Here is a 23062-nt window from a genome sequence, read left to right as displayed (position 1 = left end):
ATAAAGGAAAAATATGACTTATGAAAGCTTAAAACCTTTAATATATAAATTAGATCCAGAAAATGCTCATGCTCTGGCTGAATTTAGTATGCGGACGCTAGATTGTATATTTCCTGGAGGGCTTAGTTTTTTTGCAAAAGATTGTGTAATAAATGATGAAATTTTAAATCAAGAAATTTTTAATTTAAATTTTTATAATCCTGTGGGTTTAGCAGGTGGTTTTGATAAAAATGCAACCATGATAAGACCGCTAAGTGCTTTAGGTTTTGGTTTTTTAGAGTATGGAACTTTTACTCCAAAACCTCAAAATGGTAATGAAAAACCTAGACTTTTTAGACTTGTTGAACAAGAAAGTATTCAAAATGCTATGGGTTTTAATAATAAAGGTAAAGACGCCATTGCAAAAGAAGTAAAAAAAGTCTATCCTTTTAGCATACCTTTAGTGGCAAATATAGGTAAAAACAAAATCACCCCAAATGAAGAAGCTATTAATGATTATATTATTTTATTAAAAGAATTTAAAGATTTATGTGATTTATTTGTGATTAATATATCCTCTCCAAATACCAAAAATTTAAGAGATTTACAAAGTGAGGAATTTATAAGTACTTTATTTAACCAAGCAAAAGAAATCACAAATAAACCTGTGATTTTAAAAATTGCTCCAGATATGAATATAGACAGCGCAATTTCACTTTGCAAAAGCGCTATTAGTACAAAAGCTGATGGTATTATCATGGCAAATACTAGTATAGATTATTCTTTGATTGATAATGCAAGAACTTTTGGTGGGATTAGTGGTAAATTAATCACCCAAAAAAGTGCGACATTTTTTAAAGAAGTAGCTAAAGAAATTTATCAAGATACTATTTTAATAGCAAGTGGAGGCATAGATAGTGCTGAACTTGCTTATGAGCGCATTAAAAATGGGGCTAGTTTGGTTCAAATTTATACAGCTATGATTTTTAAAGGACCAAGCATTGTTAAAAATATCAATCAAGGTTTAATTGAACTTTTAAAACAAGATGGTTTTAATCATATTAGTCAAGCTATAGGAGTTAATTTTAAATGATTAATTATAAAAAAATCACCCTTGAAAATGAACTTGAAGTCTATACTTTACCTGTAAATAAAAAAAGCGGAGTTATAAGTGTAGATATTTTTTATAAAGTTGGCTCAAGAAATGAAAAAATGGGAAAAAGTGGCATAGCTCATATGCTTGAACATTTAAATTTTAAAAGTACAAAAAATTTAAAAGCAGGTGAATTTGATGAGATAGTCAAGGGTTTTGGCGGAGTGGATAATGCAAGCACGGGCTTTGACTATACGCATTATTTTATAAAATGCTCTAGCGAAAATATAGATAAGTCTTTATGGCTTTTTGCTGAATTAATGCGTAATTTAAATTTAAAAGATGATGAGTTTCAGCCTGAAAGAAATGTAGTTTTAGAAGAAAGGCGTTGGAGAACTGATAATAATCCTTTGGGATATTTGTATTTTAGATTATACAATCATGCCTTTTTACACCATCCATATCACTGGACCCCGATAGGCTTTTTTAAAGATATACAAAATTGGAAAATAGAAGATATACAAGATTTTCATCAAACTTTTTATCAACCTAAAAATGCTATTTTGCTTGTAAGTGGCGATATTAACGAAGATGAAGTATTTACTTTAGCTAAAAAGCATTTTCAAGATATAAAAAATACCAAAGAAATCCCTATAGTTCATGAAAAAGAACCTGAGCAAGATGGTGCTAAACGCGTGATCTTGCATAAAGAAAGCGATACACAATTACTAGCACTTGCATATAAAATTCCTGCATTTAATCATGAAGATATGCCAAAACTTTGTGCATTAAGCGAACTTTTGGGAAATGGAAAAAGTTCTTTAATAAGTGAAATTTTAATTGATAAATTAGAACTTATCAATGAATTTTATGCTTATGCAAGTGAAAATATAGATGAGAATTTATTTATATTTATTTGTGTTTGCAATGAAGGCATAAAAGCAGAAGATGTTGAAAAAGAGCTTTTAAAAATTCTTGAAGATGTAAAAAATGCTAAATTTGATGATACTATCATGGAAAAAATCAAAAACACCGTAAAAAGTGATTTTATTTTTTCACTAAGCAATGCAAGTAGCGTTGCAAATATTTATGGATCTTATCTTGCCAAAGGTGATTTAAAACCTTTACTTGATTATGAAAAAAATATAGAAAATTTAAGCAAAGATGATTTAATTCATTGTGCTAAAAAATATTTCAATGAAAACAAATCTACTACAATAATCTTAAAAAGGGGTGAAAATGGACAATAAAATCATCATAGGAGCAATGACAGCTTTAATAACTCCATTTAAAAATGGAAAATTAGATGAACAAACTTACCACAAACTCATCAAAAGACAAATAGCAAATGGGATTGATGCGGTAGTGCCTGTTGGAACAACCGGAGAAAGTGCCACCTTAACCCATGAAGAACATAGAATTTGTATAGAAATAGCATTAGATGCTTGCAAGGGAAGTTCTTGTAAGGTTTTAGCAGGAGCAGGAAGCAATGCTACCCATGAAGCTGTAAGTTTGGCTAAATTTGCACAAGAGCATGGAGCTGATGGTATTTTAAGCGTTACTCCATACTATAACAAACCCACACAAGAAGGTTTGTATTTACATTATAAAGAAATAGCAAAAAGCATAGATATACCTGTACTTTTATATAATGTCCCAGGAAGAACAGGTTGTGAGCTTCAAACAGAAACCATTATAAGATTGTTTAGAGATTGTGAAAATATTTATGGGGTAAAAGAAGCTAGCGGGAGCATTGATAAATGCGTTGATTTGCTGGCACATGAGCCTAGAATGATGCTTTTAAGCGGAGAAGATGCGATTAATTATCCTATACTTTCAAATGGCGGTAAAGGTGTGATTTCAGTTACTTCAAATTTACTTCCTGATATGATTTCAAAATTAACTCATCTAGCTTTAGAAGAAAAATACATCGAAGCTAAAAAAATTAATGATGAGTTGTATAATATCAATAAAATTTTATTTTGCGAAAGCAATCCTATACCTATTAAAGCAGCAATGTATATAGCAGGTTTAACTCCTACTTTAGAATATCGTTTGCCACTTTGTAAACCTAGTGATTGCAATTTAGCAAAAATAGAAGCGATTATGAAAAACTATAATATCAAAGGATTTTAATGGATACTTTTTTTCAAAATAAAACTTTAGTAATTAGCGGTGGAACAAGAGGGATTGGTAAAGCTATTGTATATGAGTTTGCAAAAGCAGGAGCCAATGTAGCTTTTACTTATAATTCTAATGCAGATTTAGCTCAAGAAATTGTAAAAGATTTAGAAAATAACTATAAAATCAAAGCAAAGGCTTATGAGTTTAACATACTTGAACCAGAAACTTATAAAGAATTATTTGAAAAAATCGATCAAGATTTTGACAGAATAGATTTTTTCATCTCTAATGCTATTATCTCAGGTCGTGCTGTTGTAGGTGGATATACTAAATTTATGAAATTAAAGCCAAAAGGTATTAATAATATATTCACAGCAACTGTAAATGCTTTTGTTGTTGGAGCACAAGAAGCAGCAAAAAGAATGGAAAAAGTCGGCGGGGGTAGTATATTATCTATTTCTTCAACAGGAAATTTAGTACATATTGAAAACTATGCAGGACACGGTACAGCTAAAGCAGCAGTAGAAGCTATGGCAAGATATGCTGCAACTGAACTTGGTTCTAAAAACATCCGTGTAAATGTAGTAAGTGGTGGACCAATTGACACTGACGCGCTTAAAGCATTCACAAATTATGAAGAAGTTAAAAATGCAACTATTAATCTTAGTCCATTAAACCGTATTGGACAGCCTCAAGATTTAGCAGGAGCATGTTTATTTTTATGTTCTGATAAAGCAAATTGGATCACAGGACACACCTTAATCGTAGATGGTGGTACAACTTTTAAATGATTCATTACCCCATTTTGGGGTATTTTCTTTAAACACAAGGATTAATAAACAATGAATTTACCTAATATCTTAGCATTTATAAGGATATTATTAGCTCCACTTTTGTTTTTTTTGCTTATTAATGATTTTGAAAATATTCATCCTAGTTGGGTAAATTATTTTGCTTGTGTTGTTTTTGGTATAGCTGCCTTGACTGATTTTTTTGATGGTTATATTGCAAGAACTTGGAATCAAACTACAAAACTTGGAGCTATTATAGATCCACTAGCGGATAAAATGCTTGTTTTGGCTGCTTTTTTAGGATTATTACTCATCCAAAAAGCTGATCCTTGGATGATTTATATTATTTTAGTAAGAGAGTTTTTTATAACCGGTTTTCGAGTAGTTATGGTAAGTGAAAAATTTGATGTGAGTGCATCTTTTGCGGGTAAAATAAAAACAACCTTTCAAATGATAGCCATTATATTTTTAATCATGCAATGGCCTTTTGCTAATACATTGTTATTTATTGCCTTAGTACTTACGCTTTATTCAGCTTTTGAATACATACTAGCTTATATAAAACATTTAAAAAAAGGTATCATTTGAAATCATATTTATTTTTATTTATTATCTTAGCCATTGGCTTTAAATTTTATTCTTTTAGCTTTTTAATAACGCTTTTGGTTATATCTTTTTTAATTTTTTTTCACGAGTTAGGACATTTTCTAGCCGCAAAACATATGAAAGTAGATGTAGAAATTTTTAGTATAGGCTTTGGAAGAGCTATTTTTAAAAAAACTTACAAAAACACAGAATATCGCTTATCTGCTCTACCTTTTGGTGGTTATGTTAAACTCAAAGGACAAGATGATTTAAATCCTAGCGAAAAAAATTACGAACCAAATAGCTATAACACTTTAAGTCCTTTAGCTAGAATTTACATACTTTTCGCAGGACCATTTTTTAATTTCTTTTTAGCATTTTTACTTTATATAGCCATAGGTTTTTTAGGTGTGCAAAAACTTGCACCTGTTATTGGCAATATAGCACCAAACTCAGCTGCACAAAAAGCAAATTTACAAATTGGAGATAAAATCCTAGCTATAGATGGAATTAAAATTCAAAGCTTTGAAGAAATTGGCAAACTTGTATATATAAAACCAACCTTACTTAGTATAGAACGCGATGGTAAACTCATCAACATCACCCTAACCCCACAAATTGATCAAGGTTATAATGAGTTTTATCAAAAAGTTCAAAAACCACTAATTGGCATAGCACCTAAAGGTGAGTTTGTTACTATTTATCATCCATGGATTAATAGTTTAAAATATGCTTATGAAGAAAGCATAGAGGCTTCTTTGCTCATTTTTAAAGGTCTTGCTAAAATCATCAGCGGGGAGTTAGACGCTAAAAATATGGGTGGAATCATCACTATGGTGGATATAACTTCCAAAGCAGCAAATACTAGCATAGTGGTTTTATTTTTAATCACCGCTTTAATTTCTATCAACCTTGGAGTATTAAATTTACTTCCCATTCCAGCGCTAGATGGAGGACATATACTTTTTAATCTTTATGAGTTAATCTTTAAAAAAGAGGTACCAAAAGTATGTTTTGAATATCTTAGTTATTTTGGCATGGCTTTACTTTTAAGTTTAATGGTGTTTGTAACTTATAATGATATTGCTCGTTTTATGAGTAATTAATAAGTCCTAGTAGCAAAATCATAGCGATTAAATTCACCTATATTGTTTTTACGGTAAAAACTATTATAAAATTGCTTACTTAAACTTTGCTCATAATTTAGTCTAAATCTTACCCACATTGCTGTTTGATCTTTGGCGCTAGTTTTTTCATCTTGATAATTAAGTGATAAATCTAAAATAGAAATTGGAGAATAAGTAATGTTATATTGATTTTGTAATTCTTTTATATTAGAATTTACATTTAAAACATTCAAATAAGGCAAATCAAACATCAAACCAAGCTCTGTGCTATCTTCACTATCATTTTCTTTTATATTATAGTGATTAGCATAAGCTTTAAAATAATGACTAAATTGAAATTCAGCACCAAAACTATTTTTTTCATAAGCTTCTTTATACTGATCATTAAAATAATTAAAACCTAAATTAAACTCATCAAATTCATAACGATTAATAAGTCCTAAAGAATAAGCTTGTTCTAATTGCCCTATTCTTGCTTGTTTTTCTAAAAGTAAAGTAGCATTTTCATAATCTAGTATTGAATTAATATTTTTTATATTTACATTTAAAGCATCATAGTCTAAATTAGCCTCTGTCTTATCTTTAGAGCTTAAATTTAAAACTTGACCTAAAGAATTACTAGCAAAAGAACTAAGATCTGTACTTTGAGTTTGGTACTCTTGTGGTTTTTGAAAAAATACTTGCTTAGAAACAGTGTTTGACTTTTGATATTTGCTAATATTAGCCTCACCCTCACCTAAGCTTTCTTCTAAATTTAAAGCAAATGCATTTATGCATATACAGCTTAAAAAAATGTATTTTTTCACTCAACCTCTAATGTATTATTTTATAAAGATACAAAATTTCACATTTATTATGAAATATTGCTAACTCTATATTTATAATAGCATTATATTTTTACAATATAGCTAATAGCATTTCAGACAAAAAACTACTTATTATAAAATTTTTCCCTTTTTTAACATTCTGATTAAAAATCTTGCAGGATGAGTAGCATGTAAAAAATCTTTTTCTATTTTTGGTTCATCAAAAATTAATGCACTAAGCATTCTAGCTCCAATAATAGCACTAGCAAAAGCCCTAGATCCATGAGCAATAGAAAAATATAAAGGAATGAAATCATTTGGTACTACTTGACTTTTATTTTTATGCCATAAAAGCGCCTTATAACTTTGCATATAAAAATTTTCATCATAGGCTTGACCTATTATGGCAAATCTATCACTAGAATATGATCTAAATCCTACTTTTCCACCCATAATTTCTAAATTTTCAACATGCAAAAAATCTTTTATATTCTCAATATTTTGCAAATCATCTTTTTTAGAAAGCGTTGTATCTTGATTAAATCTATCATAACTTGCACCAATAAGTTGCAAATTTAATTCTTCATTGATAGGACAAATATAGCCTTTTGAAGATAAAGCATGAGAATTTTTTAAAAATGGTTTTAAATGAGTGCATTGCCCTCTAACACTGCTTAATTTCATATGTTTATACTCTAAAAAATTCTTAACATCAGCACCTTGAGCATAAATTAACACATCATAATCTTTTAATGTTTTTTGATTATTAAATTGCAAAGAAAACTTTTCATTTTCATAAGAATAATCTTTAAATTCATGCTCAAAAAATACCCTAGCCTTGCTTTTTTGTAAAAGCATTTTAACAAGCTCTTGGGGCTTTATACATGCTCCATCTTTTAAAAAGGCTTGATTGTTAATAATTTCAAATAAAACATTATCTTTTTGACTATCAAAACGCTCTTGCATAAGTTCATTATGAGCAAATTCATAAACCCCTTGTGGAATTAAATCTAAAATTTGTCTATAAAATCTACTTGCTTCTAAAAAAGCATATTGTGAAAACTCACCCAATAAAACATCAGGTTTTAAAATCAAAGAGCTTAAAATTCCATTGATATTTCCAGAAGCACCTTTTCCTAATGAATTTTCTTTTTCAAAAACATCTACTTGAACATTTCTTAAAGAAAGCTCATAAGCTATACTAGCTCCAGTTATACCTGCTCCGATGATGGCTATTTTTTGTATCTCTTTTTTTAAACTTGGAGTGTTAAAATAAGCAAATTTATCTTCAAACTCAAGGCCATTAAAAATAGCCTGTATCATTTCCCTTTTTCTAAAACCTTTGATTTTTTGTACTTGAAAATTATTATTAATTAAAGCTTTTTTTAAAATGCTTGCAGAGGAAAAGGTTAAAACCTTGGCATTTATTTTTGAATTTTTGGCAACTTTGTTTATAATATCCTCATCAAACATCTCTTGATTTTTAGCAGGAGCAAAACCATCTAAATACCAAACATCAGCTTTAAAGTCTAAATTTTGCAACTTTTCTTTAGCATCGCCAAATACCAAATCTAAAAAACAATCTTGAAAATAAAATCTATAAACTCCATCTTTACATGGGGGATAAAATTTTAAAAACTGCTCTAAAAGCTCTTTAAATTCCCCATAAAAACCAAGATTTTTATAAATTTCTCTTAATGTTTCTTTTTCTATATAAAAATTTTCAAAACTAAGATAAAATAGTCTTTGATTTTCTTTTTTTTCTTTTATAAAACGCTTTAAAGTAAGGAAAAAATTTAAACCTATACCAAAACCAAGCTCTGCAATGATAGTTTGTTTTGTTTGAAATTCAAAAGCATTAGTGTAGATAAATTCACTCTCGCTTAAACCATCGCTAGAATTAAAATAATAATCATCAAAATCTAAAGAAAAAGGCGCATTGTTTTTAATGATAATATTTGCTTTTTTCATTGATTTTTATAAAAATAACTCTCTATGCCATTAGCAATACCAATAGCTAATAATTCTTGGAAATTTTTATTTGTTAATCTATTCCTTTCACTAGGATGACTAATATAACCTGTCTCAATCAATATAGCAGGCATTTGCGCACCCACTAAAACCCAAAATGGAGCTTCTCTAACTCCACCATCCACAACTTTATATTTTTTTCTTACATTACTTAAAATCTTTTTTTGAACATCAATAGCTAATTTATTTGAAGCAACGATTTTTTCACGGTTTAAAAAATTTAAAAAGGTTTGTTTTGAAAAGAAATTCATCTCTTCAAAATCGGATTGATTTTCCAACTCAGCAGCTTTTTTACTTCTTTCGCTTCTTGCAGGCGATAAAAAGAAGGTTTCAATACCTTGTAAAGTTTTAGCTCTTTGTTTATTTGGAGCTGCATTTGCATGGATAGAAATAAATAAATCCGCCATTTTTTCATTAGCCATAGAGGTTCTATCTCTTAAGTTTATAAATTTATCTGTACTTCTAGTATAATAAATTCTATATCCACGTTTTTTAAGCTCATTACCAAGTTTTAAAGCCACACTTAAAACTACATCTTTTTCTCTAACACCCTTATCACCCAAAGTACCTGGATCTTTACCTCCATGACCTGGGTCAATTACTATGATTTTACCTGATTTTTTAATGGTAGCTTTTGCGGTTTTTGAAGTAGTTTTTGTCGGTGCTTTCTTAACCTTTTTTTCAAAGCCTATAAATAATTCCTCATCATCTAAATCAAGATTAGTTTTAAAATCACTAGTAGAATTTAAAACAACTCTTACTGTAGTTTTATTAAATTGCACTATTGTGATGGATTGATTTTTATTGATATCGATTTTTTTTCTATCGCCTTCTAAAATAGCTTCAAAGCTTACAATAGAACGATATGTTTTACCATCTTTAAAAGAATTGATTTTAATATCTTCAATATCAATATCATTGTTTAATTTTAAATTAACACCATTTTTATCTTTACTTGATTTTAAAATATATAAAGGCTCATTTTTAACAACTTCTTTTTTTACTTCTGTTTTTTTAATTTCATTTTGTTTTTTAACTATAGGTTTGGGTTCTTCTTTTTTTTCTACTTTTTCAAGCCCCATAAAAAGACTTTGATCTTTAAGCTCTATTTTGATCTTTAATTCTTTTTTTGAACTTAAGACCAAACGCATACTTGTTGGGTTAAATTGCGATACGATAATATCAAAATCTTTAAATTCAAAAGTTCTCTTAGGTCCTTTTAAAATCCCATCAAAATCTGCAACATAACGAAAATTCTTATCGCCTTTGAGAGTAAAGTTTTTAATGTCTTTTTGGCTGATTTTTTCACTTAAATCAAGTAAGATGCCATTATCTGATTTCTTTACATCAAGCACAAAAAGCTCTTTTTGCACCGGAGCTTTTTTATCTTCTTTTTTATTAATAGGTGATGTGGTATTGGTTTCAATTTTTGTTTGTTCTTTTTTTATTTTTTGATCTTGTATAACTTTTAAAGCATTTTTTAAACGCGAAATTTCTTCTTCGCTTACTCCGCTTTCTTTAAGCTCTTGCACATAAGCTTTATCATCAAAGCCTAAAGAATTTGAACTTATGATTAATCTTTTTAAAATCTCATTTTTTTCTTCATTATTATCATTAATCACACTTTGTATATACAAAGATTTTAACTGCTGGTGTAATTGTAGTTTTTCTTCTGAATTAGAAGTTAAGAAATTTTGATCAAATTTCTTAACTTCTGCATTAGCAAAAACACTAAAACAAAATAATAAAAAAATAAAAAATATTCTAAGCATCTTCGCCATTAACTAATTTTTTCATTAGCTCTTCTACACTAATAAGCTTATCTAGTCTATATCCATTAGCCCCTGTAAAAAATAAGCCTGTTTCTTTTTTACCGCTCCAAGCATCATATAATCTATCTGCTATACAATAACCCACCTTAGTAGCTTCCTTGCCTCTACCGCATGGTGCAACACAATTGCTCACACAAGAAATTTTTGGTCCCATTTTTTTATCGACTAAATTTAAAAGATTAGTTCTTACTCCTCTTGCAGGATAACCAACTGGAGATTTTAAAAGCTCAATATCTTCTTTTTTACAATCTAGCAATACTTGCTTAAAATCATCACTAGCATCGCATTCAAAAGTTCCTATAAATCGAGTTCCCATTTGAACGCCACTTGCTCCTAAAGACATCATTTTTTCTATATCTTGCTTATCCCAAATTCCACCCGCAGCGATTAATGGTATATCTCCCCAGTTTTTAATTTCTTGTGCAACTTGTGGTACTACATTTTCTAACTGATATTCATCCATTAAACATTGCTCATAAGTAAAACCCTGATGTCCACCACTTTTTGGCCCTTCAACTATAACTGCATCAGGCAAGCGATTGTATCTGCTTTGCCATCTTTTGCAGATAATTTTTAAAGCCTTAGCCGATGATACAATAGGCACCAAAGCAACATCAGGATAATCTTGTGTAAATTCAGGCAAATTTGTAGGAAGCCCTGCTCCTGAAACTATCACATTAAAACCAACCTCACAAGCATTACGAGCAATTTGCGCATAATTATTACTTGCATATAAAATATTACAGCCTAAAGGTGCATCTTTACAAACCTTTCTAGCATTATCTATCAAAGCTTTTAAACCTGCTTTTGAGTAAAAATTATCACTACCATAAGGCTTCGCATTGAACTCTTTATCTATATGCGTTCTATTTTCATAATATCCAGTTCCTACCGAAGAAATAATCCCTAATCCACCATTTAAAGAAACTGCAGAAGCAAGTTTGTCCCAACTTATACCAAGTCCCATGCCACCTTGAAAAATAGGATATTTTATCTCATGCTTTCCAATTTTTAAAGCTTTAAAACTCATCATATTACCTTTAATTTTGCAAATTTTCTTTTTCCAACTTGTAAAATATATTCACCGCTTTCTAGTTGGAATTGTTCATCTTGAACTTTTTCTCCATTAACACTTACTGCATTTGAATTAATCAATCTTCTAGCAGCTGAAGTAGAACTTTCCATTTTGCACTCTACTATAGCTTTTGCAAGCCAAATACTACCTTCTAAAGTAAAACTTGGCATATCACTAGGAAGTTCTTTTGCGCTATGGACTTTGTCAAATTCTTCCTTAGCTTTTAAAGCACACTCGCTTGAGTGAAAACGCGCAGTAATTTCTAAAGCTAAATTTTCTTTAGCTTTTTTAGGATGCAATGAGCCATTTTTAATATCATCTTTTATTTGTGAAATTTCATTTAAGCTTTTTTCACTTAAAAGTTCATAATATCTAAACATCAATTCATCACTAATACTCAAAACTTTAGCATACATATCTTTGGCATTTTCAGTTACACCAATATAATTTCCCAAGCTTTTACTCATTTTATTTACACCATCAAGGCCTTCAAGCAATGGCATCATCATTACCGCTTGTTCTTTTTGACAATTATATACTCTTTGAAGCTGTCTACCCATTAAAAGATTAAACTTTTGATCCGTTCCACCCATTTCTATATCACTTTTTAATGCAACACTGTCATAACCTTGCAAAAGCGGATATAAAAACTCACAAATTGATATAGGGCTTTGTTCTTTGAAGCGCTTAGTAAAATCATCTCTCTCAAGCATTCTAGCAACACTAAAAGTCGAAGTAAGCTCTACTATACCAGCAGCACCAAGCTCATTTAACCATTTAGAATTAAAATGAATTTGAGTTTTATTTGGATCTAAAATCTTAAAAACTTGTTCTTCATAAGTTTTAGCATTTTTAAGTACTTCTTCTTTGTCAAGTTTTTTTCTTGTAGCACTTTTTCCTGTTGGATCACCTATTTGAGCAGTAAAATCACCTATTAAAAATTGTACTATAGCTCCATGCTTTTGAAGCAAAGCCATTTTGCTCAAAACCACAGTATGACCCAAATGCAAATCAGCAGCCGTAGGATCAAAACCAGCCTTTACAAAAAAATTTTCACCTTTTTCATAGTAATTTTTTACTAAAGAAACTAATCTTTCTTCATCAATAATTTCTGCTATTCCTCGTTTAATTTCTTTAATAATTTCATTAATATCCATAAAAAACCTTTTTTAGTGATTATTATATGCATCATTTAAAGATGTAAAATCTAAAATTTTATATCTAGATTTTAATCTTTCTTTTGCATTCTCAAGATCTATATTATTAGGTAACTCAACTTGTACTTCAAAATAATTTGCAACGACTGGCTCTGAATCAGCTGAGTTAATACTTAAAACATTAATCTGCATTTTAGCTAAAGTAGTTAGAAAATCTGCTAAAGAACCTTTTTTATTTTCTATAGAAACGATGATTTTGTAACTTTTTATCGAACTATCATTCCAAAAAACAAAAACCATTTCTTTGTTATCTTCTATCATTTTCATTGCTTGTTCACAAAGCTTATGGTGTATCGTTGCTCCAGTTGAATGTCTAAAAGCAATGATTTCATCTCCTCTTTTAGGCCTACAACAATAATCAAAATTAATCGTGGTTATTTTATAATTAGAACCAATCACTATGCTTTCAAATTTTTGCTCATTTTGTTCAAATTTAGCTGCTTGATTTTGCCCCATATATTTTCTTAGAGCAATAATTACATCTTTAAAATAATTAAAATCCAAAGCAATTTGTCTTAGCTTTTTATTAAAATTTTCTTTTTCAAGCCATTCTTCTATAAGTTTAGAATCTTTATTAAAAACAGTAGATAAAAGATTAACAGCAATTTTGTTATTTAATTCTTTTTTCTTTTGCTTGCAAAAATCTCTTATACTAGCTCTAGCCTTTCCTGTTTTAACGCTATCTATCCATGAACATCTAAAAAATTCTTCTTCGGAAGTTTCAATGCTAACTATATCTCCATTTTTAAGCACGGTTAAAAGTGGTACTCTCATGCGGTTAACAAACGCAGTTTTTGCATGAAGTCCTACTTTGGTGTGAACTTCATAAGCAAAGTCCAAAGCCGTAGCCCCGCGCGGCAAAGTAAAAATTTCACCCTTTGGAGAATATACTGCTATATCTTCTATATATAAACTATCTTTTGCATATTCATAAAGTTCGATAGCATCACAATCTTGCACAGCATTGCCATCTTCTTTACCATGCATAGAAATATCTGCAAGCCAATCTAAATTTGGTGTTGTTATATTTCCTTCTTTATATTTCCAATGCGCTGCCACACCAAATTCAGCAGTCTTATGCATATCAAAGGTGCGAATTTGAGCTTCTATGATATTTTTTGCATCAAAAAGTGTTGTATGTAAGGTTTGGTAACCATTTTGTTTTGGCAAGGCTATATAATCTTTAAATCTTGAAATTAAAGGATTAAAATGTGTATGTAAAATTCCTAAAGCCAAATAACAATCATAAACTTTTTCAACCAAAATTCTTACACCCAAAAGGTCTAAAACTTCATCAAGTCCTACACCTTTTCTTTGCATTTTTAAATAAATAGAATAATTATGTTTAATTCTTTTGTGTATAACAAAACTACCTTGTCTAAACCCATTTTCCAAAAATAACATTTCTATTTTTGAGATAAATTCATTAAATCCAAGTTGAATTTGTTGATCTTTTGCATTTATATAATTATCAATTTGTGCATATTCATCAGGCAATAAAAACTTAAAACTTAAATCCTCAAGCAAATTTTTTATACTTGAAATTCCAAGTCTATGAGCTATAGGCGCATATACCACCAAGGTTTCTTCGCTGATTCTTTTTTGTTTATCTTCTCTTAAAAAATTTAAAGTAAGCATATTGTGCAATCTATCACAAAGCTTTATTACAAGCACGCTCACATCTTCAACACCAGCTAAAAGCATATTTCTAAAAGTCAAAGCAGATTTTGCAAGTTTTTCATTAGAATTAGAGCGTGTAAGATGATCTTCTCTAATACTGACTATTTTGGTTAAGCCTTGAACTAATTTGGTGACTTCTTCACCAAAATTTAAACTCAATTCTTCTTCATTGCAATTTGTATCTTCTAACACATCATGCAATAATGCAGCGATAATCATAGACTGTACAGGGCTTAAAAATGCCACAAAAGAAGCCACTAATATAGGGTGAACCGCATATGGTTCTCCACTTTTTCTAAATTGTCCTTCGTGTTTTTGAATACAAAAATCTACCGCTTTTTCTAAAACAGCAGATTGTGGAAAGACCATAAAAAGGATTTCTTTTGCTCTTTGTAAATCCTTACAATTTTTAACATCATCAACAAGTTTATCTAACAATAACTCATCATTTACTAGCTTCAATAAATCCCTCTAAAACGATTTTATCTTCTGCTATTTCATGTAAAGCAATGTCGGTATATTTGTATTTATTCTTATCTAAATTTACTAAAGGTTCTGCACCATTTGCAAGCTCTTCAGCTCTTTTAGCTACTACAAGAGCTAGTTTATATCTATCATCTTTTAGTTTTTTTAATGCTTTTGCAGCTATTTGTTCTACTCTCATTTTTATCCTTAATCTTGATTTTTAACAATAGAGCATAAACTCATATCGCCTTGGATGATTTTTAATAAATTTCCTTCTTTAAACATATTACATACCACAATAGGTAAAGCATTATCTTTAGCTAAGGCTATTGCAGTATCATCCATAACTTTAATATTATCATGCAAAGCTCTTTCATAACTTAGCTCATTAAGCATAATTGCATCATCATATTTTTTAGGATCTTTATCATAAATTCCATCTACCTTAGTTGCTTTAATGATCATATCTGCTTGAATTTCCACTGCTCTTAAAGTCGCAGCAGTATCTGTAGTAAAATAAGGATTACCCGTACCACAAGCAAAAATAACTATACGTCCTTTTTCTAAGTGTCTATGTGCTCTTCTCATGATATAAGTTTCACAAAACGCTTCCATTTGAATAGCGCTTTGAACCCTTACATCAAGCCCAGCACTTTCTAATGCTTCTTGCATAGCTATAGAATTAATCACAGTAGCAAGCATACCCATATGATCACCACTTGTTCTTTTTATAAGTCCATCTCTTGCAGCAGATACCCCTCTAATGATATTTCCACCGCCTATTACTATACCTACTTCAACATTTTCATTAATCAAGCTTTTTATTTCAGAAGCTATGTATTTTAAAATAGAATTTTCTATACCAAACCCATTTTCTCCAGCCAAAGCTTCTCCAGAAAATTTAACCAATACTCTTTTTCTTTTATTGTTCATTAAATTTCTCCTTTGATTTGAAACTATATCAAAATTCGCATTAAAAAAAACTAATTTATTTAATCATCTCTAAAGGATTGATATGAAAATTCTTTTGCGTTACTTCAAAAGTTAAATCACTTTCAACCCTACCTATAATATAACCTTTTTTGATATTTCTACCCACTTTAACACCAGGTGCAATTTTATCTAAATGCGCATAAATAGTATGTATACCATCTTTATTTTCAACAATCACAACTTGTTTTAAAGTTGGAGTTGCTTTTGCAAAAACTACTTTACCATCTAAGACATTTCTTACTGCAGCATTAGCACTGTCGCTTTTTAAAACCACATTTTCATTATAAATTTTAATATTATAAATAGGATCAATATAATTTCCAAATTTTTGCTTTACCGTGTAAGATTCTAAAGGAGCGATTGTCTTAGGACCGCTATAGCGCTTAACACTGCTTGTTTGATAACTTGAGCCTACTTGTTTAACATTTGAGCTTGGTTTTTTGTCTTCTTTTTTTTGTGCTAATTTTTCTTCTTCTTTTTCTTTGATAATTTTTAATTTATTAAGTGTTTTTCTTAATTCTTGTTGTTGGGCTTGTAAATTAGAAAGTTTTCTAGTATAAATTTCTTTATCTGTTTTTTGCTTAGCTATTTCTTGTTCTTGCTTTTTTCTAAGATTTTTAAGCTCATCGATTTGATCTTTATAGGCTTTTAAATTATTATTAATTGTAGTAATTTGAGTTTGCTTTTCTTCTATTTTTTTACTTATATTTTCATAATCTTTTGAAATTTGATAAAATTCTTCTTTGAAAATTTTATCCAAAACCCCAACTAATTCTAAAGCTATGATACTATCTTCACTTTCAATATAATTTTTAGGAATTGCCAAATCATAAGCAAAATCTTTAGCAATTAAATCAATAATCTTTCCTTCGATTTTGTTTTTATTTTGCAAAAGATCTTTATTTTGCGCATTGAGTTGCTCTAGCGCTTTTATTTGAGTTTTTACTGAACTTTCAAGTTTAGAAGTTTTCGAAGTTAAAGTGCTAATTTCTGAAGCGATTTTTTTTAGATTTTTTTCATTATCTAAAATTTCACTTGCTAAATCCTCTAACTTTTTAGAAAGTTGCTTTACTATACGTTCATTTTCTTTAATATCTTTTTGTTTTTGTGCAATTTCATTTGCAAATAAAACAGAAAAAGAAAACAAAAAAAGCAAAAAGCATTTTTTCATTTTCTAACCTTAAACATTACAAAATTCACACAAGCAAAACAAACACAAAGCATTGCTAAAAAAATCAAAAACAAATGTGTGAAAATACTTATTTTAGGTAAGCTAATGTCCACACTTTGTAAGGCTAGTTTAATGGATTCAAGATCATAAACTTGGGTAAAAAATAATACAAGCAACAAAAATGCTATAAAACAATCAATAAAAACAATCTTATAAAGCATAAAAGATCTAAACCAAAACGGCGCCCCAAGCAAACACATGATTTCAACTCTTTGAGTATGCTCAAAAAGCCAAATTTTCATTTGCTTAAGCAATAATACAAAACTAAGCAATATTATAATAAACAAGAAAAACCATAATAAAAATTTCACCAAAACCAAAAGTTTGTAAATTTTTGTATGCGTTTTTGCAAAAGTCTCCACTCTAGTAATATTAGGATTTTTTAAAAGCTTATCTTTTAAAGTATTTAGCTCATCTTCTGATAAAAGTTTATTGAGTTTTAAAGTATAAAATTTTGGCAATGTAGCCTTTAAAACTTCTATATTTTTAGCTGATATATCATTTTTAAGTCTATCTATCATTTCATTTGGATTTAAAATTTCTAAAGACTGAAAATGATTTACTTGATCCTCTATGCTTTTTTTATCCAAATGAGTTTTACCTACTAAAATAATATTATAATCTTTATTTAAAAGTTTTTCATAATGCTCTATAGTTTTGTTTGTAATGATTAAAAACTCAAAAGCAAACATCATTACCATTAAAGCAAATATCAAAGAAAGATGATTTTTAAATGATTTCATTCATTCTCCCATTTTCTATATTAAAACGACGATAATCAAGTCTTAAATTAGTAGGAATTCTATGCGTAACAACAACTACACAAGTTCCAAGTATTTCTCTAGCTGATTTTAATAAAGTCCATATAATATCTGAAGAATACTCATCCAAATTTCCCGTTGGTTCATCACATAAGAGTAATTTTGGATTATGTGCTAAAGCTCTTGCCATAGCCACGCGTTGTTGCTCTCCACCTGAAAGCTGAGCTGGCTTCTTATCAGCTTTGAAAGTTAAATTTACATGCTTTAAAAGCTTTGCGGCTTGTTCTTTGCATACATTCTTACTATAACCTTTAATCATCAAAGGTAGCATTACATTTTTCTCTACGCTAAATTCTTGAACTAAACGATAATCTTGAAAAATAATTCCTATTTTTTGCCTAAGCTGTAAAAGCTCAGCATTAGAAATATCCACTAAATCATTATTACAAACTTTTAAATTCCCACTTATTGGCTCTAAATCTCCATAAAAAGATTTTAACAAAGTTGACTTTCCACTACCGCTTTTTCCTGTAATAAAAACAAAATCATTATCTTTTAGCGAAAAACTGGCATTTTCTATAACAAGTTCATCATAACCAAGACAAAGCTTTTTAGCTTCTATCATCACTGCTTTTCCTTATTTATTTTATAAATGATTATTTGATATAAGAATACAATATTTCTCTTAATTTTTCTATAGCTTTTAAATTTTCTTTAGTTCTAAAAGGCTGTTCAAAAATAAATTCTATCTTTTGTGTGTTTAAAGCTATATAAACATGCTCGGGCTTATAAAAAGCACCAAAAGCTATTTTAATGATAAGCTCATCATCTTTAATGTACATTTTTTCAAAATGCAAGAAAAAATCCTCACCTTTAAAAACTTCATTTTTAAAATTCTTTTTTATACAAGCTAATTCTTCTGCGTTTAATCTTAAATCTTCAATGACAAATTTTTGATCCTTGCTTAAACTTTCACTCTTGCTAAAACCACTAATGATTAAATCATATATATCTTTATTTTGTCTTTTCCAGCGATCTTCGTATTTGCTTGAAATTTCTAAATTTTCATTTTTTTTGATTAAAGCTTTTAAATGCGAAAAAGTTAAAAAAGTTTCTAAAGTAAAATCAAAATACGAAAAACTATCTGTTCTAAGTTCAAATTGCCCATTTTCTTTTAAAACCCTAGCGCATTCATTTGCAAAATTTAACCCGACTACCCTACGATGAGGCTTTTTATCCCAAGGAACAGGAAAATGCAAAAAGATTTTATCTATCAAGTTAGACTCAAGTACGCTTAATAATAATCTTGCATCAGTTTCTATTAATAAAACATTATTTAAGTTTTCGCTTAAGGCAAGTTTAGCTACTTGCTCCAACGCAGGGGTGTAAATTTCTATACCTATAATCAAAACATCAGGATTTGATCTTGCTTGATAAAGCAAATGCCTACCACTTCCAAAACCTATTTCAATAAAAATTTGCTTTTTGTTTTTTATTTGCTCTAGTAATTCTTTTAAATCATTAGCGATTAAAGGGGTTTTTTGGATTAACCTTGTATGTTTTAATGCTACAGCTTCACAAACTACATCTTGAGTGAAATTTTCTTTAAACACAAGTAAAGCTTTTTGCAAATATCCAATTTGCGAAGGCTTAGTGTGTTTTTCACCTTTAATAAGCCATTCTTGTTTTTTTTTATCTTTTTTAATCTGCAAAAAAAAGTTTTCTTGCTTTATGCGCGTAAAAAGCAAGTCTACATTTTCACCTTTAGCAAGCCATAAAAATTCAACCCCATCTTTTTCAAAAGGAAGTTGAATTTCTTTTAGAATTTTACACTTAAAATTTGGCATTATTTCACCGCTGTAAATTTATCAGAAGCTTTTGATTCTATACCATTTGCATCAATAGCTATAACTTCATAACTATATACTTTTCCAGGAACAGCTGTGATGTCTTTTAATTGTTTAGATTTAATCTCTTTAAACACAGCATTACTTCCACCTCCACTTCGTTTAACTATGTATTCTTTAGCTCTATCGTCATTATCAACCCATTCAACTCTAATACCATCATCTTCAACAGCACATAAAATAATACTTGGTGCTAATGGTGCCCCTAAGGTAATACCTTCTACAGGCTCACTTGCTATAGGACTTTCCAAGCCATCTTTATCGACCATACTCACTTTATAATATCTTTTTTCAGCCACACCTTTAACCACATCTTCATAAGTATTTTCAGAAGTTTTAGCTACCACGCTAAAAGGTAAAAAGGTAGTTGAACTAGAATAAATTTTATAATAAGCAAAATCAGCATAGTCAATTTTATCCCAAGTTAAAATGATTTTTCTTGGCGCGTCTTTACTTGCTTGCAAATTACTTACCATAGGAGGAAGCGCTTTGGTAGTTGATTCAACTATCTTACTTGGAGTACTTTTAATACCATCATAAGTTAAAGCTATGATTCTATATTGAAAACTCTCATCAGGCTTTAGTGAATCATCTATATATTCAGCACTTAAGCGATTTTTAACTCTAGTTAATTCTTTAAATTTCATATCTTTCATATTTGCACGCTCAATGATGTATGAATTTACTCTTACATCAGGGTGTGGTCTCCAAACTATTTTTACACGATTTGGCAAACCCACAATAGCTTGCACAAAAGGCACTGGATCAATCACTCTATTGGTAAAAGCTTCTATGCTTACACCATCTTGAGAAACTTGTCCAAGCTCATTAAAAGTTTTCATAGAATAATAATATCTTGTATTTGGCTCTAAATTTGTATCAGTATAATGAGTTTGAAATTTATTTTTAATTTTTGCTATAAGCTCCATAGGTGCACCAGCTGCATTTGCTCTATAAATGTAATAGCCTGCTATATTTTGATCATACAAAGGTTCCCATTCAAAAGCTATGCTTGTAATATCACTTATACTTTTAATATTTGAAATTTTTGGTAAAGTATCATTTACTTGAGCAATTTGAGGCGAACTCATAGTTGTACTACAAGCACTAAAAGCCAAAGCAGAACTTAAGATAATCCAGTGAAGTTTTTTCATCTATCTCTCCTTGTGTAAAATTTTCTTTTAAAATTTGATAAAAATCATCAAACATAGGAGCTTTTATAAACATTAACTCTTTAGTCCTAGGATGAATAAAATAAATCAAATACGCATGAAGCATTACTCTATTATACTTTATTTTTCCTTTATATCCGTATAATTCATCTCCTAAAATATAGCGATTAAAATCTGCCAAATGCACCCTGATTTGATGGGTTCTTCCTGTATATAATTTAGCAGCTATTAAAGAGCAGTTTTTAGCACTTAATAAATTTATAAAATCTGTTTTTGCATTTTTTGCTAAATAATTTTTAGTATTTGTAGTAATTTTTTTAAGCCTATTATTAGGACAACGCATAATGGCTTTTTCATTACTCATTTTATCATTTTTCAAAGGCAAGTCACTCAAAGCAAGATAAAATCTTCCCATACTTTTATCTAAAAGCTGATTTGCTAAAAATTGATGTGCTTGATTGTTTTTAGCTATGATGATAGCTCCGCTTGTGCCTTTATCAAGTCTATGCACAAGTCCCGCTCTATGCTCTCCATTTAAATTTGATAAAGCATAACCCTTATGTAAAAGCCAATCCACCAAAGTCGCTTCTTTAACACTACTTGCACCATGCACGACAACATTAGGAGCTTTGTTTAAAACTAAAACATCATCATCTTCATATAAAATTTCTATGTCAAACTCAGGCGTGTAACTTTCTTTAGCTTCTTTTACTAAAGGTAAAAAAATGCTTATTTCATCTTTTTGTTTTATTTTTTTAGAACTTTTATTTTCTAATTTTTCATTAATATATATGCAGTTTTCTTTGATAAGTTTAGTAACTTGCGAACGACTTTGTTTAAGTATATCTGATAAAAAAATATCCAATCTTTCTTCACAAAGCGATGAAATTTTTAGCATATTATATTTCCTTGTGATAAAATTTGCAATTTTAGCATATAATTACACAATATTTTGTAAAAAAGGTTAGCTTTGATAAAACTTGATAGAAGAATTCTAACGCATTTTGATTTTGTTCAACCTCTTTTAGTGTTGCCTATCATAGCTATATCTTTTCTTTTAATTTATGAAGCAAACACACGCTTAGCCGAAAAACAATTTATCTATACTTTAGTGGGTTTTGCAGGATTTGCATTTTTTTTCTTTTTACCTTTAAGAAGATTAATGTGGCTTATACCTGTGTTATATTGGATCAATATAGCTTTACTTTTGAGCGTAGATATTTTTGGTGTTGAAAAACTTGGAGCTAGAAGATGGCTTGAGATACCTTTTACGCATTTTACCATACAACCTTCTGAAATTTTCAAACCCTCTTTTATTTTAATGCTAGCTTATTTGATTTATCAAAACCCGCCACCTCATAATGGCTATGGTTTAAAACAATTTTTAAAGCTAAGTTTTTATATTTTACTTCCATTTTTACTTATAGCAGGAGAACCTGATTTAGGAACAGCTTTAGTACTTTTAATAGTGGGCTTTGGAACGCTTTTTATCATAGGAGTAAATTATAAAATTTGGCTTAGTATTTTTTTAGCTATAGCTATAGCTTCGCCTATTATTTATAGTGATTTTTTAAAACCTTATCAAAAACAAAGAATTCATGATTTCTTAGCTGAAGAGCCAAGTTACCATGTAAAACAATCCATCATTGCAATAGGAAGTGGTGGTTTGAGCGGAAAAAAGGCTGATGAAGCCACACAAACACATTTTAAATTTTTACCTATTTCTACGAGTGATTTTATCTTTGCATATTTGTCTGAAAGATTTGGTTTTATCGGTGCGGTTGTAATCATATTACTTTACACCTTACTCATTTTTCATTTATTGAGTTTAAATTATAAGCTCAAAGATGATTATTTTACAAGAGTAGTAACAAATTGCATTGCTTTATTTATTTTCATATATGTAGCAGTAAATATATCAATGACCATAGGTTTTGCTCCTGTTGTTGGTATACCTATGCCATTCTTTAGTCATGGGGGAAGTTCTTTTGCTACTTTTATGATTTTCTTTGGAATTTTACAAAATTTAATAACCTTTAGATATTTAGCAATAGAAAAAGCAGTAAAAATAAAATTCTAAATTTAAATTAAGGAAATAAAGATATAATAACATTTTTATTTTAACTTCTGGCGGATTTATAGCTCAGTTGGTTAGAGCAACCGGCTCATAACCGGTTGGTCGCAGGTTCGAGT

21 protein-coding genes are annotated in these 23062 nt (G+C 29.4%); 7 read left to right on the top strand and 14 right to left on the bottom strand.

Going from position 1 to position 23062, the window contains the following annotated elements; all coding sequences use genetic code 11:
* Positions 1 to 13 precede the first annotated feature (13 nt).
* Genes L8U98_RS06110 through rseP form a run of 6 tightly spaced genes read left to right on the top strand, consistent with a single transcriptional unit; the run spans position 14 to position 5678 of the window.
* Positions 14 to 1072, top strand: a complete 1059-nt coding sequence (locus tag L8U98_RS06110; RefSeq protein WP_263725280.1) for a quinone-dependent dihydroorotate dehydrogenase — start codon at positions 14 to 16, stop codon at positions 1070 to 1072.
* Positions 1069 to 2322, top strand: a complete 1254-nt coding sequence (locus L8U98_RS06105) for a M16 family metallopeptidase (protein WP_263725281.1) — start codon at positions 1069 to 1071, stop codon at positions 2320 to 2322. Before L8U98_RS06110 ends, L8U98_RS06105 begins: the two co-directional genes overlap by 4 nt.
* The gene (dapA, locus tag L8U98_RS06100) at positions 2312 to 3208 is read left to right on the top strand and encodes a 4-hydroxy-tetrahydrodipicolinate synthase (RefSeq protein ID WP_039666865.1); all 897 of its coding nucleotides are present in this window, start codon (positions 2312 to 2314) and stop codon (positions 3206 to 3208) included. The genes L8U98_RS06105 and dapA overlap by 11 nt, the downstream gene beginning before the upstream one ends.
* Positions 3208 to 3987 carry an enoyl-ACP reductase gene (locus tag L8U98_RS06095; RefSeq protein ID WP_087689753.1) on the top strand — a complete coding sequence of 260 codons (780 nt, stop codon included), beginning with the start codon at positions 3208 to 3210 and terminating at the stop codon, positions 3985 to 3987. The genes dapA and L8U98_RS06095 overlap by 1 nt, the downstream gene beginning before the upstream one ends.
* A 51-nt stretch (positions 3988 to 4038) precedes the next feature.
* Positions 4039 to 4575, top strand: coding sequence for a CDP-diacylglycerol--glycerol-3-phosphate 3-phosphatidyltransferase (gene pgsA / locus L8U98_RS06090; RefSeq protein ID WP_263725282.1), 537 nt, complete (start codon positions 4039 to 4041; stop codon positions 4573 to 4575).
* Positions 4572 to 5678 (top strand): RIP metalloprotease RseP, encoded by a 1107-nt coding sequence (gene rseP, locus L8U98_RS06085; RefSeq protein WP_263725283.1) that lies wholly within the window; start codon positions 4572 to 4574, stop codon positions 5676 to 5678. The genes pgsA and rseP overlap by 4 nt, the downstream gene beginning before the upstream one ends.
* Here the strand turns inward: rseP and L8U98_RS06080 are convergent.
* The 14 genes from L8U98_RS06080 to L8U98_RS06015 form a co-directional block, all read right to left on the bottom strand.
* Positions 5675 to 6505: a hypothetical protein gene (locus L8U98_RS06080; protein WP_263725284.1), complete on the bottom strand. Its 831-nt coding sequence runs from the start codon at positions 6503 to 6505 to the stop codon at positions 5675 to 5677. The genes rseP and L8U98_RS06080 overlap by 4 nt on opposite strands.
* A 132-nt stretch (positions 6506 to 6637) precedes the next feature.
* Positions 6638 to 8476: a bifunctional tRNA (5-methylaminomethyl-2-thiouridine)(34)-methyltransferase MnmD/FAD-dependent 5-carboxymethylaminomethyl-2-thiouridine(34) oxidoreductase MnmC gene (mnmC, locus tag L8U98_RS06075; RefSeq protein WP_263725285.1), complete on the bottom strand. Its 1839-nt coding sequence runs from the start codon at positions 8474 to 8476 to the stop codon at positions 6638 to 6640.
* Positions 8473 to 10308, bottom strand: coding sequence for an N-acetylmuramoyl-L-alanine amidase (locus L8U98_RS06070; RefSeq protein ID WP_412175046.1), 1836 nt, complete (start codon positions 10306 to 10308; stop codon positions 8473 to 8475). Before L8U98_RS06070 ends, mnmC begins: the two co-directional genes overlap by 4 nt.
* Positions 10301 to 11398: a nitronate monooxygenase gene (locus L8U98_RS06065; RefSeq protein ID WP_263725287.1), complete on the bottom strand. Its 1098-nt coding sequence runs from the start codon at positions 11396 to 11398 to the stop codon at positions 10301 to 10303. Before L8U98_RS06065 ends, L8U98_RS06070 begins: the two co-directional genes overlap by 8 nt.
* Positions 11398 to 12600, bottom strand: a complete 1203-nt coding sequence (gene tyrS, locus L8U98_RS06060) for a tyrosine--tRNA ligase (RefSeq protein ID WP_263682967.1) — start codon at positions 12598 to 12600, stop codon at positions 11398 to 11400. The genes L8U98_RS06065 and tyrS overlap by 1 nt, the downstream gene beginning before the upstream one ends.
* Positions 12601 to 12612: 12 nt before the next feature.
* Entirely contained in the window at positions 12613 to 14802 is a 2190-nt protein-coding gene (locus L8U98_RS06055) for a RelA/SpoT family protein (RefSeq protein WP_263707356.1), read from the bottom strand.
* Complete coding sequence (locus tag L8U98_RS06050; RefSeq protein ID WP_039618002.1) at positions 14786 to 15004, bottom strand: DNA-directed RNA polymerase subunit omega; 219 nt, start codon at positions 15002 to 15004, stop codon at positions 14786 to 14788. Before L8U98_RS06050 ends, L8U98_RS06055 begins: the two co-directional genes overlap by 17 nt.
* An 8-nt stretch (positions 15005 to 15012) precedes the next feature.
* Positions 15013 to 15738, bottom strand: a complete 726-nt coding sequence (gene pyrH, locus L8U98_RS06045; protein WP_039628219.1) for a UMP kinase — start codon at positions 15736 to 15738, stop codon at positions 15013 to 15015.
* Between the two features lie 55 nt (positions 15739 to 15793).
* The gene (locus L8U98_RS06040; RefSeq protein WP_263682970.1) at positions 15794 to 16969 is read right to left on the bottom strand and encodes a murein hydrolase activator EnvC family protein; all 1176 of its coding nucleotides are present in this window, start codon (positions 16967 to 16969) and stop codon (positions 15794 to 15796) included.
* Positions 16966 to 17772 (bottom strand): ABC transporter permease, encoded by an 807-nt coding sequence (locus L8U98_RS06035; protein WP_257397063.1) that lies wholly within the window; start codon positions 17770 to 17772, stop codon positions 16966 to 16968. The genes L8U98_RS06040 and L8U98_RS06035 overlap by 4 nt, the downstream gene beginning before the upstream one ends.
* Positions 17759 to 18415: a cell division ATP-binding protein FtsE gene (locus tag L8U98_RS06030; RefSeq protein ID WP_263725288.1), complete on the bottom strand. Its 657-nt coding sequence runs from the start codon at positions 18413 to 18415 to the stop codon at positions 17759 to 17761. Before L8U98_RS06030 ends, L8U98_RS06035 begins: the two co-directional genes overlap by 14 nt.
* A gap of 31 nt (positions 18416 to 18446) precedes the next feature.
* On the bottom strand, positions 18447 to 19637 hold the full coding sequence (gene trmB / locus L8U98_RS06025) for a tRNA (guanosine(46)-N7)-methyltransferase TrmB (RefSeq protein WP_263725289.1): 1191 nt from the start codon (positions 19635 to 19637) through the stop codon (positions 18447 to 18449).
* The gene (locus L8U98_RS06020; RefSeq protein ID WP_214126385.1) at positions 19637 to 20851 is read right to left on the bottom strand and encodes a fibronectin type III domain-containing protein; all 1215 of its coding nucleotides are present in this window, start codon (positions 20849 to 20851) and stop codon (positions 19637 to 19639) included. Before L8U98_RS06020 ends, trmB begins: the two co-directional genes overlap by 1 nt.
* On the bottom strand, positions 20805 to 21767 hold the full coding sequence (locus L8U98_RS06015; RefSeq protein ID WP_263707358.1) for an RluA family pseudouridine synthase: 963 nt from the start codon (positions 21765 to 21767) through the stop codon (positions 20805 to 20807). The genes L8U98_RS06020 and L8U98_RS06015 overlap by 47 nt, the downstream gene beginning before the upstream one ends.
* A 72-nt stretch (positions 21768 to 21839) precedes the next feature.
* Here L8U98_RS06015 and L8U98_RS06010 point away from each other — a divergent pair, with 72 nt between their 5' ends.
* Positions 21840 to 22949 (top strand): FtsW/RodA/SpoVE family cell cycle protein, encoded by a 1110-nt coding sequence (locus L8U98_RS06010; protein WP_214118031.1) that lies wholly within the window; start codon positions 21840 to 21842, stop codon positions 22947 to 22949.
* Positions 22950 to 23062 lie beyond the last annotated feature (113 nt).

Source organism: Campylobacter sp. RKI_CA19_01128 (genome assembly GCF_025771175.1).
In the GTDB taxonomy this organism is placed as follows: Bacteria; Campylobacterota; Campylobacteria; order Campylobacterales; family Campylobacteraceae; genus Campylobacter_D.
This window is presented reverse-complemented; position numbering and strand designations above follow the sequence as displayed.